This is a genomic window from Polaromonas glacialis, from assembly GCF_000709345.1.
GTDB classification, from domain to species: domain Bacteria; phylum Pseudomonadota; class Gammaproteobacteria; order Burkholderiales; family Burkholderiaceae_C; genus Polaromonas; species Polaromonas glacialis.
The window spans coordinates 2,301-19,004 of record NZ_KL448324.1 but is presented as its reverse complement, the minus strand read 5'-3'; the positions used below and the strand labels follow the sequence as shown (position 1 = coordinate 19,004).

At 59.3% G+C, this 16,704-nt stretch carries 16 protein-coding genes and 2 pseudogenes; 7 read left to right on the top strand and 11 right to left on the bottom strand.

Going from position 1 to position 16,704, the window contains the following annotated elements:
* Positions 1-91 precede the first annotated feature (91 nt).
* The 6 genes and pseudogenes from EC86_RS0120295 to EC86_RS0120280 all read left to right on the top strand — a co-directional run bounded on the left by EC86_RS0120295 (position 92) and on the right by EC86_RS0120280 (position 3,832).
* A complete protein-coding gene (locus EC86_RS0120295; RefSeq protein WP_029525640.1) occupies positions 92-1,129 on the top strand; it encodes an IS630 family transposase in 1,038 nt (345 codons plus the stop codon).
* Between the two features lie 124 nt (positions 1,130-1,253).
* A complete protein-coding gene (locus EC86_RS0120290; RefSeq protein WP_029527715.1) occupies positions 1,254-2,312 on the top strand; it encodes an IS701 family transposase in 1,059 nt (352 codons plus the stop codon).
* Between the two features lie 129 nt (positions 2,313-2,441).
* Positions 2,442-2,571, top strand: a pseudogene (locus tag EC86_RS30695) (IS110 family transposase); the annotation flags it as partial.
* 15 nt (positions 2,572-2,586) lie between these two features.
* Positions 2,587-2,787 (top strand): annotated as a pseudogene (locus EC86_RS29015) (IS3 family transposase); the annotation flags it as partial.
* Positions 2,788-2,808: 21 nt separating this feature from the next.
* Positions 2,809-3,450: a maleylacetoacetate isomerase gene (gene maiA, locus EC86_RS30030; RefSeq protein ID WP_029527714.1), complete on the top strand. Its 642-nt coding sequence runs from the start codon at positions 2,809-2,811 to the stop codon at positions 3,448-3,450.
* A gap of 193 nt (positions 3,451-3,643) precedes the next feature.
* Positions 3,644-3,832, top strand: a complete 189-nt coding sequence (locus tag EC86_RS0120280; RefSeq protein WP_029527713.1) for a type 2 periplasmic-binding domain-containing protein — start codon at positions 3,644-3,646, stop codon at positions 3,830-3,832.
* Here EC86_RS0120280 and EC86_RS0120275 read toward each other — a convergent pair.
* The 11 genes from EC86_RS0120275 to gcl form a co-directional block, all read right to left on the bottom strand.
* Positions 3,812-4,579: an outer membrane protein gene (locus EC86_RS0120275; RefSeq protein WP_084181617.1), complete on the bottom strand. Its 768-nt coding sequence runs from the start codon at positions 4,577-4,579 to the stop codon at positions 3,812-3,814. The two genes, EC86_RS0120280 and EC86_RS0120275, sit on opposite strands and share 21 nt — an antisense overlap.
* Positions 4,580-4,907: 328 nt before the next feature.
* Positions 4,908-5,471 (bottom strand): GlcG/HbpS family heme-binding protein, encoded by a 564-nt coding sequence (locus EC86_RS0120270; RefSeq protein WP_156955417.1) that lies wholly within the window; start codon positions 5,469-5,471, stop codon positions 4,908-4,910.
* A gap of 76 nt (positions 5,472-5,547) precedes the next feature.
* On the bottom strand, positions 5,548-6,186 hold the full coding sequence (locus EC86_RS0120265; protein WP_029527710.1) for a response regulator transcription factor: 639 nt from the start codon (positions 6,184-6,186) through the stop codon (positions 5,548-5,550).
* 7 nt (positions 6,187-6,193) lie between these two features.
* Complete coding sequence (locus EC86_RS0120260) at positions 6,194-7,645, bottom strand: sensor histidine kinase (protein ID WP_029527709.1); 1,452 nt, start codon at positions 7,643-7,645, stop codon at positions 6,194-6,196.
* A gap of 195 nt (positions 7,646-7,840) precedes the next feature.
* Entirely contained in the window at positions 7,841-8,533 is a 693-nt protein-coding gene (locus tag EC86_RS30590; RefSeq protein WP_036773688.1) for an AmiS/UreI family transporter, read from the bottom strand.
* A 75-nt stretch (positions 8,534-8,608) separates the two neighbouring features.
* Entirely contained in the window at positions 8,609-9,901 is a 1,293-nt protein-coding gene (gene eno / locus EC86_RS0120250) for a phosphopyruvate hydratase (RefSeq protein ID WP_029527707.1), read from the bottom strand.
* Positions 9,902-9,933: 32 nt separating this feature from the next.
* Positions 9,934-11,352, bottom strand: coding sequence for a pyruvate kinase (gene pyk / locus EC86_RS0120245; RefSeq protein WP_029527706.1), 1,419 nt, complete (start codon positions 11,350-11,352; stop codon positions 9,934-9,936).
* 3 nt (positions 11,353-11,355) lie between these two features.
* Complete coding sequence (locus EC86_RS0120240) at positions 11,356-12,663, bottom strand: glycerate kinase type-2 family protein (RefSeq protein WP_029527705.1); 1,308 nt, start codon at positions 12,661-12,663, stop codon at positions 11,356-11,358.
* A gap of 32 nt (positions 12,664-12,695) precedes the next feature.
* The gene (glxR, locus tag EC86_RS0120235; protein ID WP_029527704.1) at positions 12,696-13,601 is read right to left on the bottom strand and encodes a 2-hydroxy-3-oxopropionate reductase; all 906 of its coding nucleotides are present in this window, start codon (positions 13,599-13,601) and stop codon (positions 12,696-12,698) included.
* A gap of 28 nt (positions 13,602-13,629) precedes the next feature.
* Positions 13,630-14,409, bottom strand: coding sequence for a hydroxypyruvate isomerase (hyi, locus tag EC86_RS0120230; protein WP_029527703.1), 780 nt, complete (start codon positions 14,407-14,409; stop codon positions 13,630-13,632).
* 10 nt (positions 14,410-14,419) lie between these two features.
* On the bottom strand, positions 14,420-16,201 hold the full coding sequence (gene gcl, locus EC86_RS0120225; protein WP_029527702.1) for a glyoxylate carboligase: 1,782 nt from the start codon (positions 16,199-16,201) through the stop codon (positions 14,420-14,422).
* 123 nt (positions 16,202-16,324) lie between these two features.
* Here gcl and EC86_RS0120220 point away from each other — a divergent pair.
* A partial coding sequence (locus tag EC86_RS0120220) for a LysR family transcriptional regulator (protein WP_029527701.1) occupies positions 16,325-16,704 on the top strand: 380 nt, incomplete at its 3' end.

Here is a 16,704-nt window from a genome sequence, read left to right as displayed (position 1 = left end):
AGCCGCCGATTTTGATAGCTCTACCATTCGTTGACTATTGATCCGGCCCAATGAAGTATCAACTTTATTGAATTTTCTCTATCGAAGAAAGATGGAAAAAGAAAATGCAAGAAAGCAGACGCTGGAGCAGCTTCACGAGCGGCGCAAGCAAGTCGTGAGGCTGCATAAAAGGGCAATAGGCATCATGCAAATTGTTTCCATGACGGGTCTGAGCTACCCGGCTGTGCGCAGGTGCATCGATCTCTTTGATGCGGGCGGCTGGCCGGCGATTCGACCGGCCTTGCGAGGGCGCAGCCAGGGTCTTGGGCGCACCCTGAGCCAAGCCCAGGAGGACAGCATTCAGCGCAGCATCATCGACCAACGCCCTGAGCAGCTCAAGATGGATTTCTTCCTGTGGAGCCGGGCGGCCGTGGGCCAACTCATCGAGCAGGAGTACGGGGTCAAGCTGCAGGTGCGCAGCGTTGGCAAATACCTGGCCCGCTGGGGTTTTACCCCTCAAAAGCCTATCAAGCGCGCCTACGAACAAAACCCTGAAGCTGTGCAAGCCTGGCTCGAAGGGGAGTACCCGGCGATAGAGCAACGTGCCCGTCAGGAGGGCGCTGAAATCCATTGGGGTGACGAGACGGCGCTTGTCAACACGGATGTGCGCGGCAGAAGCTTTGCGCCCGCTGGGAAAACGCCCGTGGCCAGGACCATCGGCGGCACCCGGCAAAAACTCTCGATGATTGCCACGGTGACCAACCAGGGAAAGACCCGCTGGATGATCATTGACGATGCGTTTGACGCGGACAAGCTCATCGAATTCTTGCAAGCGCTGATCAAGGATGCGGAAAAAAAGGTGTTTTTGATTCTGGACAACTTGCGGGTTCATCACAGCAAAATCGTCAAGGCGTGGGTGGCTGAACATAAGGAGGACATCGAACTGTTCTATTTGCCCAGCTACAGCCCGCAACTCAATCCGGAGGAACGCCTGAACGCGGACCTCAAGCAAGAGTTGGGAAAGCGCGTACCGGTGCGCAGCAAAGCCAAATTACGCGATGCTGCCAATGAGCACATGACGTTGCTCGAACGCACGCCTGAGCGAGTTATCGCCTATTTCCAGGATCGGCGTGTTCGCTATGCCGCTTGATACTTCATCGGGCCGGATCAATATGAAAAGGTTTGAGGCGCCATGGCGGAGATGAACTTGTTTCCCTGCGAGGCTTGAATTTGCCCGACGAGCGGTGACATAAGCCGTTTTGGAGGGTTCAGTCATGAAAAATACTGAGCTGGAGTTGTACACGGACTATTTGTTGAGCACCTTCGGTGCAGCGACGGCGACAGGGCTGTCGGCGATGGTTGAGGGCGATGTCAGCCATGACCGAATCACGAGGCTTTTATCGAAGCAGGCGTACGCGTCCAAGGACCTGTGGCTGCAAGTCAAGGCGATGGTCAGGAGCGTGCAAAGCGAGGAAGGCGTGTTGATTTTTGACGACACGATTCAGGAAAAGGCCTGGACCGACGAAAGTGAATTGATATGCTGGCATTTTGACCACTGCAGCGGCCGCAGCGTCAAGGGAATCAACCTTCTCAATGCGGTTTACCACAGCAAAGGGGCATCAATTCCGGTGGCTTTCGAGCTGGTGAAAAAGCCGATTCAATACTGCGACCTGCAGACCCGGGAGTTAAAGCGCAAAAGCGAGGTAACAAAAAACGAACTCATGCGCGAGATGATCGAGGCATGCCTTCACAACGGGTTGAAGTTTCGCTTCGTGCTGATGGACAGCTGGTTCGCATCGAAAGAGAACTTTGAGTTCATCACGGGCAAACAGCGCCACTTCATTGCCGCGCTCAAGAACAACCGGCTGGTGGCGCTGAGCGAGGAAGACAGGAAAAACAAGCGTTTCGTGCGGGTAGACGAGCTGGATTTGCCAGAGCACGCCGCCGTGCAGGGCTGGCTCAAGGACTATGCGCAAGCCGTCCGTGTGGTCCGCCAGGTCTTTACAAACAAGGACGGCAGCACGGCAATATTGCATCTGGTTTGCAGCGACCTCACTTGCGACTATGACGCCATGACCACAAGCTACAAAAAACGGTGGCAAGTGGAGGTGTTTCACAAATCCCTCAAGTCCAACGCCGGCCTGGCCCGGTCACCGACGCAAACCCTCAGAACCCAAAGCAACCACGTCTTCATGGCCATTTACGCCGTGTTCAAGCTCCAGTGCTTGAGCCTCAAGACCAGGATCAACCCGTTTGCCCTCAGGCTCAAGCTTCTCATCAACGCCTCGCGCAGTGCCTATGCGGAACTTCAACAATGGCGAGCGGCTGCGTAAGGTCAGTTACTCACCGTCAGTTCACCTTCAGTCCGTCACTTTTGAATTTTCATTTGGCACCAATCCCTTCAATGTGTCACCACATGTTTCTGTCGCGTTGCCGGCTGATGAACGTGCTTGGGGCAGGAATATTTTGCCCGGCGCACCCGCGAAGGCTTGTCAAAAAAAGGAAATCCACCGCTGCCTCAAGCGCTACATTATTCGCGAGCTGTACCCAATCATCCTGGTTGGCCGGCAAAATTGCACGCCCACCACTTGACTTAGGAGCGTCAAATCAGTCATGGAACGCTTCTTTCTCTATCTGATAATGGAGCGGGTTTGGCAGAAGGACTATGCTAATCACCTTGAGGCGACAACCGATATTGCTGACTACACCGTTGGCTTTTACAACAACTTCAGACTGCACTCAAAACTGGGTAACCTGTCGCCCAACGTTTTTGAGCGTGAATCGACATCAAAAAATCTATCAAGCTGTCCGAAATTACTTGACCACCACATGTTAATCCTTCACTCCTACTGGCTTTCTCTGGCAACCTATCGCGTGCGTATCGCTCTTAATTTGAAGGCGGTCGCGTTCGAAGAACGTCCCCATGACCTGACCAAGGGCGAGCAGCACTTACCCGACTTCCGGAAGCTCAATCCTGCTGGTGCAGTGCCAGCCTTGGAAGGTGGCACACGCCAGCCACTCACGCAAAGTCTTGCCATCCTGGAGTGGTTAGAGGAAAGCTATCCGACACCGCCGCTTCTGCCACTCGATGCGGAAGGGCGCGCCAGGGTGCGTTCCCTGTTTCTCCTGACTGCCTCAGATACCCATCCGCTGGTAGTTCCACGCGTTCAGGCCAGGTTAACCAAACAATTTGGATCGAATGAGGCAACAGGGCGGGCATGGTCTGCATATTGGTTTCGCGAAGGTCTTGCCGCCTTTGAAGCGCAGCTAGCGCCTGGTGCCACGCGCTGCCATGGCGAAGCGTTGAGCATCGCCGATCTGGCACTTGCAAGCCACTTGATTGGCGTCTCGCGTTTTGGAGTTGACCTTACAGAGTTTCCACGCACTGCCGCCGTGGGCGCAAGCCTGTTTGCGCTGCCCGAGTTCGCCTCTGCGCACCCGCGCCTTCAACTGGGTGCGCCGAGCGCTTAAATTACAAGCTATAGGCTCCGCTCAAACTTTGGCCTGGGGTCGGTGGTCGACGAGGAAGATCACTTAGCCGAAAAGCGTTTACCCAATGATATTGAAAAGATCATTGAGCTTATCAAACCCTGCCAATCAGAATTTGCAGGCGTCGTAGTCAAATCCACTTTCAATTGGTACTGGGGTTGGTCGACGGACTTAAATGGAATTACTGGTAACAGCAGCGCCACGCCATTCGGCCATGACGCTCACTGCCTTTATCGTGCTGGACGCTACCACCACGCCTTACGACACGCACTGCCTGTGGACGACGTCGCGCGACAACGCCGTGTTGGCGACGTTCGTAGCTGCAGTGTGGGACAAAAACCGCTTAGAAATCCTTGCGCAGTGACACAAACAGGTTGTGCTCACGCAGCTTGCTTCTCATCAATTCATCTTGCACGCCGACGCGGGTGACGTTGTTGAATGCGGCGGTACTGTAGTTGTTGACGCCCGACTCAACGCGCCCCATATAGGTGTAGCGGTAACCCAGGCCCAGCTTCCAGTCGCGGGCCATCGCATATTCGGCGCCGGCACCAATGCTGGCGGCAAGCTTGGTCTGGGAATTTTCTTCCAGGAAGCGGCCCGGGTTTCCCTGCCAGCCTTTGGCTTTGACAAAGGCCGCGCCCAGGCCGACCATCAGGTTGGCGGACCACTGGCTGCTCAGGGGAAATTCCTTGTAGGCGTTGAGCATCAAACGCTGCGACCGGATCTGGAACACGTTGGCATTGGCATTGAAGGGTGTCCAGAAACTGGTGTATTCGGTCGACTTGGGAAATGAGTATTCGACCTCGGCGCGGTAGTCGGACGCATACGCCTTGCCAACGCTGATAGCGCCGCTTGCAAAGTTTTGCGCACTTGAACCGCTGAGCAGGGAGTTTTGGCGCGGACTAACGCGCTGATCGTCGCCGATAGATTGCCTGCTGGCCGATATTTTTAAGCCCACGTACGTTGTCGAATTGTCGGCAGCGTGCGCCGCTGATGTCACTGCAAGCAAGGCACTGCCCAGGCAGCAGAGCGTATGTCGTTGAATCATGGCATTGCATCCTTTTTCATTAAAGTTGGGTTTACAAAGGGTATTTCTTATTATCAAAATCATTTCATGTCCTGCTGGCGTAAAACGCCTTCCTGCGTGATCTCTTCAGGAGAACCAAAAAGCTTGCAAAAAAAATTTTCAGCTTACGGTCAAGGCCGCATGAGCCAGAACCAGCAGTTTGGCAAACAATTGCTACCGACGTGGTGCCACTCACCAATTGCTGGCCGGATCAGGGCTACCACCAGGACTTAGTTGAGAAGAACCCGACCCTGAGCTACTGCATGGCCGTGGCACCTCCTCAAAGTGGTCAAGTTCCGCATGACCGGCCCTTGGCCGACGTTCGAAAATGGTTTTTGCCGCCTACATAAACCAACTTGCCAGACATGTTGATTTACTTGAGCTGGTCCTTGACCTTCTCGATGGCGCTGAGCGCACATTGCTCGTCGAGGTTGCCACTTGGAGCGCCACCGACACCGACAGCGCCAATGGTTTCATTGCCGACCTTGATCGGCACGCCGCCGCCCAGCAACAGATAGCCGGGGATGAAAACCAGATTGGCTGCAGCAGGGTTTTTCTGGCTGCCTTCCATCATGGCAAGCGTGGTGTTTTTGGCGGAAGCAGAGGTAAAAGCCTTTTGACGGCTGGCGTCCAGCGTGTGCGGACCGGCAGTGTCGCCGCGCTGCACTGCACGCACAGTGCCTGCACGGTCAACCACGGTTGCGGTCACGGCGTAGCCATTGGCAGCGCATGCAACGACGCTGGCTGAGGCAATCTGGTTGGCCAGTTCGAGCGAAATGTTCTTTTCGTTTCGAACAGATTGAGCGCTGGCTGTAATGCCAAACGAAGTCAGTGCAATCGCGATCACAGGGGCGCAAAGTACAGTCAGTTTTTTCATGGTTTTCTTGTGGTTCGGTTCAATTAACCGCAGAAAAATTGTAAAAAACTGAGGACTCATTGCCTAGTCGTAGCGCTACGCGCTCACCTCCGTAAAACTACCGAGTACGCGTTATCTCACCAGTATTGCGCAGCCGTTAAGATTCCTGCTTCTCGTCCACCAGAGCCGCGTAATGCCGGATAATTTGTGCTAGAGAATCGGCTTTTAGCTTGGCAAAAAGATTGGCACGGTGGGTCTCTACAGTGCGCGGGGAAAGTATCATCGCACGTCCGATTTCCTTATTGGTCAATCCGGCCACGATAAAACCCAGCACTTCGCGTTCGCGTTCCGTCAGTTGCTGGTAAAGCGTCCGCGCCGAACGGTCTGCGCTCAATCGCTGGCGGGATTTCACATGCTGGCGCACGGCATTTTGAAGCGCATCGATGAGGGCTTCGTCATTCACTGGCTTTTCCAGAAACTCCGCCGCGCCGCACTTAAATGCGCGCCTGCACATCTCTACCGTGCCATGGCCCGTCAGCAGGATGACGGGATGATCCACGCCTTGCGCGATCAGGGTGTCAAGCACCACTAGTCCGCTGATGCCAGGCATGCGCACATCGAGCACGATAGCGCCTATCGATTCACGGGCGAAATTTTTGACAAAGGCCTGAGGGTCGGCCCAGGGTTGAACGCGCAAGCCCACAGTGCCGATCAACAGTGCGAGACTGTCGCGTACCGCTTCATCGTCGTCAATAAGGTGGATCAATGGAGACAGCGTTGAAAAATTGGAATTCATGAGACATTCAGGCCAATCGCAGATCAAGGGTAAATACAGACCCACGCGGCATATTATTTCTTGCATAGATACTGCCGCCCATACTTGCAGACAGCGTTTCACATAGGCTCAGACCAAGACCTAGACCGCCATTGCGGGTCGTAAAAAAAGGCTCGAAGATGCGCGGCAGCACGTCGGAGGCAATGCCGGGGCCGCTATCAGCGATGGTCAGCAGGCCGCGACCGCCTTCCTGCACCAGACCGATCTTCAATTGTCGCTCCGCTTTGGGTACCTGTTCAAGCGCCTGAAGTGCATTCATCAGCAGATTGTGGATGATCTGCTCAAGCGCCACGGGCTCGGCCAATACCGCGGGCGGTGTGGAAAGAAACGCCATTGACGCTACTGCACCTCGGCGATTGAACTCGGGCTCCAGAAGATACAGCGCATTGCGCACAGCGTCCTGCAAATCCACCACCTGTTGCTGTGCCATGCAGTCTGGCCGCTCAACAGCGCGGCGCAATCGGATCACCACTTCAGATGCTCGGCGTGCCTGCTGGACAGCCTGCGCCATTGCGCGGCGGGCGACGTCCAGTTCTGGGGGGTCGTCGGCCAGCAAGCGGGTGGCAGCCTGCGTATTGGCCAGTACCGCTGTCAGCGGCTGATTCAGTTCATGCGCCAGTCCGGCCGCGAGTTCGCCCAGAGTATTCAGGCGCGCGACCTGGCCCAGCCGCAGCAACTCTTCTGCTCGGCGGCGCCCGACGCGCTGGCGCTGCAAACTCACCAGCGCAGCGAGAGCGCCGCTAACCACTGCGGTGTAGGCCAGCATCCAGCGCCAGGGCAGATCAGCGAGGCCCACTCGGCGGGTGGCGACCACCTCAAAAAGCTGACTTTCGGCTGCGAGAAGCTTGCGAAATTCAATCGGCCAGCCGCCTGCGCGCAACTGCCCCGGCTGAATGATGAAGCTTTCACTTTCATGCTCCAGCGTCACTCGCACGGGGCTGCGGTCTGTGGCCATGGGCCATTCACTCCAGGGAACGCTTGCGCGCAAGTCGATCTGCAGCGCATAACTGACAGGCTCCGAGGCCAGCACTAACTCATAACGGCCTTTGTCGAAATCGATAGCAGCCAACACAGGACGATGAAGGGTGCGCGAAAGGGTTTCAGCTGGCAGTAAGCGTTTATCGGACCATATACCGTGAGGCTCACGTCTGCTGACTCCCAATATTTGTGGGTAAACTGAAGTCAGACGTTGCTCGGGGTGCCTGCCATCGCTGGCGGGTTGAAGCAGCGCCAGCGTGGCCAGGATGGCATCGTGCTGCACGACACGTTGGCTTAGCAGGCGGTGGACTATTCGGGCACTGGTTTCAAACTCTTCGCGCAAGCGGCCGAATTCATTGCGCGCCAACAGGGTGCTACCCAAAATGACAAGAGCACACCAGGCCACGATCCACAGCCAATAACGACGAAACACTTGAGGCATGAATGTATTCTTGCATGAGGTTCAACGCTGGATGACCGTCTAAACGACTGACAACAAACAAAACCGGGGTGCCTGGGCGCTTATACCTGAGAGGCGTGTTGAGCCACGATCGTAACGGCGTTGATGACAACCAACAGGCCGCGCAGTATTTGCGCTACCGTGACGATGTCGCGCCAGGTAAAAAAAGCTTGACGATTAAGGTGAGGCAATAACACCCGTTAAAAGCAAATAACCTGGCACCCACCCTGTCAGGATACCTTCTCCAATCGCCATCCAGGCTGCAATGCGCACCACCTGCTTGCGCAGTACCAACTGAAGAAAAAATACAAACCACAAAACAGCCCATGCAGCCCACGACAAGCCAGACCAAACGTCCCAGATATGCTCAGCTGTTCGAAACGTGTTGGTAGCGACCGGCACGGCGGTAATCGCCACAAACAAGCTGAACCAGCCAATGCGCACCACCTGCTTGCGCAGTACCAACTGAAGAAAAAATACAAACCACAAAACAGCCCATGCAGCCCACGACAAGCCAGACCAAACACCCCAGATGTGCTCAGCTGTTCGAAACGTGTTGGTAGCGACCGGCACGGCGGTAATCGCCACAAACAAGCTGAACCAGCCCAGCCCGCGCCCATCGGCACCGGTAAAGCGGTTGATCGCCACCCACAGGTAGGTCAGTGAAAACAACAGCGAGAGAGCGGCCGCCTGGATCGAGGCAGCATCGGCAGCCGCGCCGAACGCCTGACTGAGCGCGACCAACAGGCTGACAGCGCCCACAAACAAGTTGATCACCCAGATTTCACTGTCACCGATGTGCCCCAACATCCACAGACCATTGAGAATGAGCACCGCACCCACATAAAACAGCACCAGACCCAGCAACATTAAACGACTCCATCAACAAAAAACCCTGCGCCGTGACCCGGCGCAGGGTTAACAGAAAAACCGTTTCGCTGAAGTCTAGGCCGCAGGAATGAAACGCTTGAATGCTGCCAGGCCGGCGTAGGAACCCGCACCGCCGAGTTCGTCTTCAATGACCAGCAGGCGGTTGTACTTAGCGACGCGATCGGAGCGGCACAGCGAACCGGTCTTGATCTGCGTAGCCGTGGTGCCCACCGCCAGGTCGGCAATGGTGGTGTCCTCGGTCTCACCCGAGCGGTGGGACACCACGGCGGCATAGCCGCTCTCAGTGGCCAGCGCAATCGCGTCCAGCGTCTCGGTGAGTGTGCCGATCTGGTTGGGTTTGATCAAGATGGCATTGGCCACGCCGCCGGCAATGCCTTTGCCAAGCGTTGCCGCGTCGGTGACGAAGAGATCGTCGCCAACCAGCTGGACCTGGTTGCCCACCTTGTCGGTCAGCAGCTTCCAGCCCACCCAGTCGTCTTCGGCCATGCCGTCTTCAATCGACAAAATCGGGTATTGGCGCACCAGGCCGGCCAGCCAGTCGACAAACTGGTCCGAGTCAAAGCGCTGGCCTTCCGAGGCCAGCACATAGCGGCCGTCCTCGAAAAACTCGGTGCTGGCCGCGTCCAGGCCGAGCCAGATATCGCGTCCGGGCCGAAAGCCTGCGGTTTCTATGGCCTGCAAGATCACGTCCAGCGCCGCCGTGTTAGACGGCAGGTTGGGGGCAAATCCGCCTTCGTCGCCGACAGACGTGGCCATGCCCGCCGCCTTGAGCTGGGACTTCAGTGCGTGGAACACCTCGGCACCCCAGCGCAGACCCTCAGCAAAGCTCGGCGCGGCTATCGGCAGGATCATGAATTCCTGGATGTCCACGTTGTTGTCGGCATGCGCGCCACCATTGATGATGTTCATCATGGGCACGGGCAACGTGAACTGTTGCTGCAGGCCCAGGTGCCGGTACAGCGGAACGCCCTTGCTCGCGGCCGCGGCCCGGGCCGTGGCCAGTGACACTGCCAGCAGCGCATTGGCACCCAGGCGGGACTTTCCGGCGGTGCCGTCGAGCTGGATCAGCCTGGCGTCCAACGCCGCCTGGTCGGTGCTGTCGGTTCCCAACAGCACGGTGCGCAGCTCGCCGTTGACATGGCCAACCGCGCGCTGTACGCCCTTGCCGCCGTAGCGTTTGGCATCGCCATCGCGCAATTCGATGGCTTCGCGTGAGCCGGTGGATGCGCCCGACGGGGCCGCTGCATAGCCGCGTGCGCCACAGGCAAGGGTGACTTCGGCGGCGACCGTGGGGTTGCCGCGTGAATCAAGAATTTCAAGGCCACGAAGGCCGGTGATTAGACTCATGAAAAAGACTCCGGAAGTGTGTAGCTTGGCCGTTAAACAGTAGCGATACGCATCAAATTAGTGGTACCCGGCGTGGCAAACGGCATTCCGGCAATCGCGACGATGGTCTGGCCGCTGTCGGCGAACTTCTCGCTGCGCGCCACCTCACAAGCGAGGTCGGTCATCTGGCTGACGTCACTGACATCGGCAATATGCACTGAATGCACACCCCAGACCAGCGCCAGCCGGCGTGCAACGCCGATGCTGGGCGTCAGGCTCAGGATCGGCGACTCGGGCCGCTCGCGAGCGGCGCGTAGGCTGGTGTGGCCGGAGCTGGTGTAGCAGACGATGGCTGCGGCCTGCACTAGCGACACGGCGCGGCGCATGGCGCAACATACGGCCTCCGCAACGTCGCCACCCGGGCGGGCCGCGGTGTGCGATGCGTCAATCAGCTGGCGGTACTGCGGGTCGCCTTCGACCTGTTCGATGATGCGGTTCATCATCTTCACCGCCTCGACCGGGAACTGGCCCGAAGCCGATTCCGCCGACAGCATGACCGCGTCGGCGCCGTCGTAAATGGCAGTGGCCACATCGGACGCTTCAGCGCGCGTGGGCACCGGGCTGTCGATCATGGACTCCAGCATCTGCGTGGCCACAATCACCGGCTTGCCAGCGTGGCGGCAACTGCGGATGATGCGCTTCTGGATCGTAGGCACACGTTCGGCGGGCATTTCCACACCGAGGTCGCCGCGCGCCACCATGACCGCGTCAGACAGCGCTACGATTTCGTCCAGGCGGTCGATGGCTGATGGCTTTTCCAGCTTCGACACAATGGCCGCGCGATCGCCAATCAACGCACGCGCCTCGGCTACATCTTCAGGCCGCTGCACGAACGACAGCGCAATCCAGTCAGCGCCTTCTTCTAGCGCCAGGGCCAAGTCGCGCCGGTCCTTAGCCGTCAAGGCCGTGATAGGGAGCACTACACCAGGCACATTGACGCCCTTGCGCTCCGACAGTTTGCCGCCTACGGCCACACGCGTTTCGGCAAAATCGGCGCCACAGCGCTCAACTACCAGGCGCAGCCGTCCATCGTCAAGCAGCAATTCGGCGCCCGGCACCAGCGCGGCGAATATTTCAGGATGCGGCATGCCGGCGCGCAATACATCGCCGGGCGTAGGGTCCAGGTCGAGTCGAAACGAAGCGCCTTCCACCAGCATGACCGGCCCATCGCTGAAAGTACCCACGCGCAGCTTGGGCCCCTGCAGGTCAGCCAGGATGCCGATAGGGCGCCCGGTTTCTTGTTCCAGCTCTCGCAGGATCGCAAAACGCGCGCGGTGATCACTAGGGCTGCCATGGCTGAAGTTCAGTCGGAAGACATCGACGCCGGCCAAGAACAGGCGGCGAACCGTATCCTTGTCGGAACTGGTGGGGCCAAGGGTGGCCACAATTTTTGCATTTCGGGTTCTACGCATGGTTTAGTTCTCGGTAGTTGGCGCATCGATCAGGATGGCGCGAAAGTCATTCACATTGGTCAGCGTGGGGCCGGTGACTACCGAGTCGCCCAGTGCTTGAAAAAAGCCATGCCCATCGTTGTTGGCCAGGCTGTCCTTGGGCCGCAGGCCCAGGGCCCAGGCGCGTTCCAGAGAATCTGGCGCCCAATAGCCTCCGGCAATCTCTTCCTGGCCGTCAACACCGTCGGTGTCACCCGCCAGCGCATGAATGCGCGGATGGCCGTGCAGGGCAATGCCTGCGGCCAGCAGCCACTCCACATTACGCCCGCCTCGGCCGTTGCCGCGCACGGTGACCGTGGTCTCGCCGCCCGACAGGAGTACGCAGGGAGCCGGTACAGGCTGGCCGCGCCCGGCCACCTGCAGCGCAATGCCAGCCAACACCTTGCCGACGTCCCGGGCCTCGCCTTCGAGCGCATCGCCCAAAATGTAGGGCGTGACACCCGACGCACGGGCCACAGCAGCAGCCGCTTCCAGCGCCATTTGCGGCGTGGCGATCATACGCACTTCGGTGCCGGCCAGGCATGGGTCGCCCGGCTTGATGGATTCGCTCCGGCCGCTTTGCAAGATAGCCATGACTTTAGCCGGCACGTCAATGTTGTAGCGGCGAATCACGGCCAGCGCATCTTCACAAGTGGTGGGGTCGGCCACGGTCGGCCCCGAGGCGATGTCCATGGGATCGTCGCCCGGGACATCGGAAATCAGGAGCGTTAGCACCTTGGCAGGATGGCAAGCAGCGGCCAGGCGGCCGCCCTTGATGGCCGAGAGGTGGCGGCGTACACAGTTCATCTCGCTGATGGTCGCACCGGACTTCAGCAGCGCGCGGCTGACGTCCTGCTTGTGTTGCAGGCTCAGGCCGGGCAACGGCAGTGGCAGCAGCGACGAGCCGCCACCGGAAATCAGGCACAGCACCAGATCGTCGGCCGTCAGTCCCTGCACCAGTTGCAGCATGCGCTGGGCGGCGACCTCACCGGCGGCGTCGGGCACCGGATGAGCGGCTTCGACGATCTCGATCCGTTCGCACGGTACGGCATAACCGTAGCGCGTGACCACCAGACCGGACAGCGGAGCCAGCCAATGGTCCTCGACGGCCCGGGCCATCGCCGCCGACGCTTTGCCAGCACCGATCACGATCAATCGGCCTTTGCCAAGGCTTTGCGGGTCCGGCAGATGGGCAGGAATGCAAAGCGCCGGCTGGGCCGAGGCAATGGCGGCGTCGAACATGCGGCGCAACAGCGCCTGCTGGGGGTCGAAAGACACGTCGGGGATTTTCATGATGGCGCGGGTTCGGTCAGTTCGCAACTCTTTTATTCAGCCTTCTGGCCAATCTCGAAGTTCGACATCTTCTCCAACGCGCGCACCATCGCCGAATGGTCCCAGGCCTTACCGCCATAGGCGACGCAGGAATTGAACAACTCTTGCGCCATCGCGGTGTTGGGCAGGGCCACGCCCAGCGCGCGGGCGCTGGACAGCGCCAGGTTCAAATCCTTTTGGTGCAGCTCAATGCGAAAGCCCGGATCAAAAGTGCGCTTGACCATGCGGTCGCCATGCACTTCCAGAATTTTGGAGGAAGCGAATCCACCCATCAGGGCCTGGCGCACGCGGGCCGGATCGGCACCGGCACGGGCCGCAAACAGCAGCGCCTCGGCCACCGCCTCGATGTTCAGCGCGACGATGATCTGGTTGGCGACCTTGGCGGTCTGGCCGTCACCGTTGCCGCCGACCAGCGTGATGTTCTTGCCCATCAGCTCGAACAAAGGCTTGATGCGCTCGAACACCGCTTCCGGGCCGCCGACCATGATCGACAGCGTGGCGTTCTTCGCACCGACTTCGCCGCCGGACACGGGCGCGTCCAGGTAGTCGCACCCCAGCGCGTTGATCTTTTGCGCAAACGTCTTGGTGGCAATTGGCGAGATCGAGCTCATGTCCACCACCACCTTACCGGCGGTCAGCCCGGCGGCAATGCCTTTTTCGGAAAACAGCGCGTCTTGCACATCGGGCGTGTCGGGCACCATCACGATGATGATGTCGGCGCGCTCAGCCACACCGCGTGCGCTGATGCATTGGGTCGCGCTGCTGCCGGCAATCGCTTCGGGCATCTTGCCAAGGGTGTAGACAAACAGCTGGTGGCCGGCATTGATGAGGTGGACGGCCATGGGCGCGCCCATGATGCCGAGGCCGACGAAACCGATTTTGAGGGGTTGTGAAGTCATGAGGTGTTCTCCTGTTTGTTGTGATTGATTAACCGGCAAACTGTTCGCGCCAGCCTAGACCGGCCTCGGTGGTGGTGGCAGGCTTGTATTCGCAGCCGATCCAGCCGTCGTAGCCGATGCGGTCCAGGTGCGCGAAGAGAAACGGGTAGTTGATCTCGCCAGTGCCCGGCTCGTTGCGGCCGGGGTTGTCGGCCAGCTGGATGTGGCCGATGCGCGGCAAATACTTCTGCATCGTCGCGGCCAGCTCGCCTTCCATGCGCTGGGCGTGGTAGATGTCGTACTGCACGAAGGCGTTGTCAGCGCCGACTTCCACCAGAATCGACACCGCCTGGGTGGTGCGATTGAGATAAAAGCCCGGAATGTCGAAGGTGTTTATCGGCTCGATCAACATGCGCAGGCCGGCCTTCTTCAGCTCGGCAGCGGCAAAGCGCAGGTTCTCGACCACCGTCTGGCGCAGCACCTCATCGGCTACGCCTTCGGGCGCTTTGCCGACCAGGCAATTGAGCTGTTTCACACCCAGCGCCTGGGCGTAAACAATCGCCTTGGCCACGCCTTCGCGGAATTCAGCCACCCGGTCAGGCAGGCAGGCAATGCCGCGTTCGCCCGCATCCCAGTCGCCAGCGGGCAGGTTGTGCAAGATCAGCGTCAAGCCGTTCGCGTCAAGCCGCTGGCGGATTTCTTCAGCCGGCCAGGCATACGGAAAAAGGAACTCCACGGCTTTGAAGCCTGCCTTCGCGGCGTGCTCGAAGCGGTCAAGAAAAGGATGCTCGGTGAAAAGCATCGTGAGGTTGGCAGCAAACTTGGGCATCAGTTTCTCCTCAGTCGAGCATCGAAATGGCGGTGGGCGCATCAACCCAATCCGTGGCGAGTTCTTCAAACTCGTTGATGTTGTCGATTTCGGTGCCCATCGAGATGTTGGTGACACGCTCCAGCATGACCTCGATCACGACAGGTACCTGAAACTCGGCCATCCAGGCTTCGGCCTGCTTGATGGCGGGTGCCAGTTCTTCCTGGCGGTACACGCGGATGCCCTTGCAGCCCAGTCCTTCGACGACCTTCATGTGATCGACGCCGTAATTTTCGAGATTGGGCGAATTGATGTTTTCAAAGCCCAACTGCACGCAGTAGTCCATCGTGAAGCCGCGCTGCGACTGGCGAATCAGTCCCAGGTAGCTGTTGTTCACCACCATGTGGATGTAGGGCAGCTTGAACTGCGCACCGACGGCCAGCTCTTCGATCATGAACTGGAAGTCGTAGTCGCCCGAGAGCGCAACGATCTTGCGTGTCGGGTCTGCGGCGCGCACACCCAGCGCGGCGGGCAGCGTCCAGCCCAGCGGGCCGGCTTGTCCACAGTTGATCCAGTGGCGCGGCTTGTAGACGTGCAGGAATTGAGCGCCGGCAATCTGCGACAGACCGATGGTCGAGATGTAGCAAACATCCTTGCCAAACGCATTGATCATGCATTGGTAGACACGCTGCGGCTTCATCGGCACGGTGTCGAAATTGGTCTTGCGCAGGTAGTCCAACGACGACTTGCGGGCTTGGCATTCATTTGCCCAGCCCGACCAGTTGCGCAGCTTGCCGGCCTGCTTCCACTCGCGGGCAATCTCGACGAGCAGCTGCAATGCGACTTTGGCGTCCGACACAATGCCGTAGTCGGGCGCGAACACGCGGCCAATCTGCGTCGGCTCAATGTCGATGTGGATGAACTTGCGGCCCTTGCAATAGACCTCGGGCGAGCCGGTGTGGCGGTTCGCCCAGCGGTTGCCGATGCCGAGCACGAAGTCGCTGGCCAGCATCGTCGCATTGCCGTAGCGGTGGCTGGTCTGCAGCCCGACCATGCCGGCCATCAGCGGGTGGTCGTCGGGAATCGTGCCCCAGCCCATCAGCGTCGGAATCACCGGCACGCCGGTCAGTTCGGCAAACTCGACCAGCAAGTCGGACGCATCGGCGTTGATGACGCCGCCGCCAGAAACGATCAGCGGGCGCTCGGCCGTCATCAGCATTTCAAGCGCTTTTTCGATCTGTTTCCGGCTCGCTGTCGGCTTGTAAACGGCCAGCGGCTCGTAGGTGTCGATGTCGAATTCGATCTCGGCCATCTGCACGTCGAAGGGCAGGTCGATCAGCACCGGGCCGGGGCGGCCCGAGCGCATCAGGTGAAAGGCCTGCTGGAAAGCGCGCGGCACCTGGGCCGGCTCCATCACGCGGGTCGACCACTTGGTGACCGGCTTGGAGATGGACTCAATGTCCACCGCCTGGAAGTCTTCCTTGTGCATGCGCGCGCGCGGCGCCTGGCCGGTGATGCACAGAATTGGAATGCTGTCGGCCTGGGCCGAATATAGCCCGGTGATCATGTCGGTGCCGGCCGGTCCCGACGTGCCGATGCACACGCCGATGTTACCGGCCTGGGCGCGGGTGTAGCCCTCGGCCATGTGCGAGGCGCCCTCGACGTGGCGCGCCAGGATGTGTGCGATCGCCGGGTGCTCGCGCATCGCTGCGTACAGCGGATTGATGGCCGCGCCCGGCACGCCGAAGGCCTGCGTCACGCCTTCTTTTTCCATCACCAGTACGGCGGCCATGGCGGCCTTCATTTTTGCCATTGATTGCTCCTTGTTTAGATGGCTCGATCATTCCTTTGGCACGTGTACTTGTGAATACCATTGCATCGATAAGACCTATTCCATGGCGGCATAAATACGCAAAACGCGATTACAGTCAGCGCCATGGATCGCGTCACCGGCATTGCCCTTTTTATTCGCGTCGTCGAGACCGGCAGCTTCAGCAAGGCGGCCGGTGAGACCGGCATTACCCAGCCCACGGCCACCAAGGCCGTGGCCGCCATGGAGCAGCGCCTGGGCGCCAGGCTGCTGCACCGCTCGACACGCGGCGTGACGCTGACCGAAGTGGGCGCGCTGTATTACGACAAATGCAAGCTGATCGCCCGCGAGATCGAGGAAGCCGACAACCTGGCCACGCTGCTGCAAAGCAAGGTGGGCGGCAACCTGCGCATCAGCACCTCGGTGGCGTTCGGGCGGCGCGTGGTGGTGCCGCTGGTGCTGCGCTACATGCAGCAGCACCCGGACATCACACTGGACTTGACCTT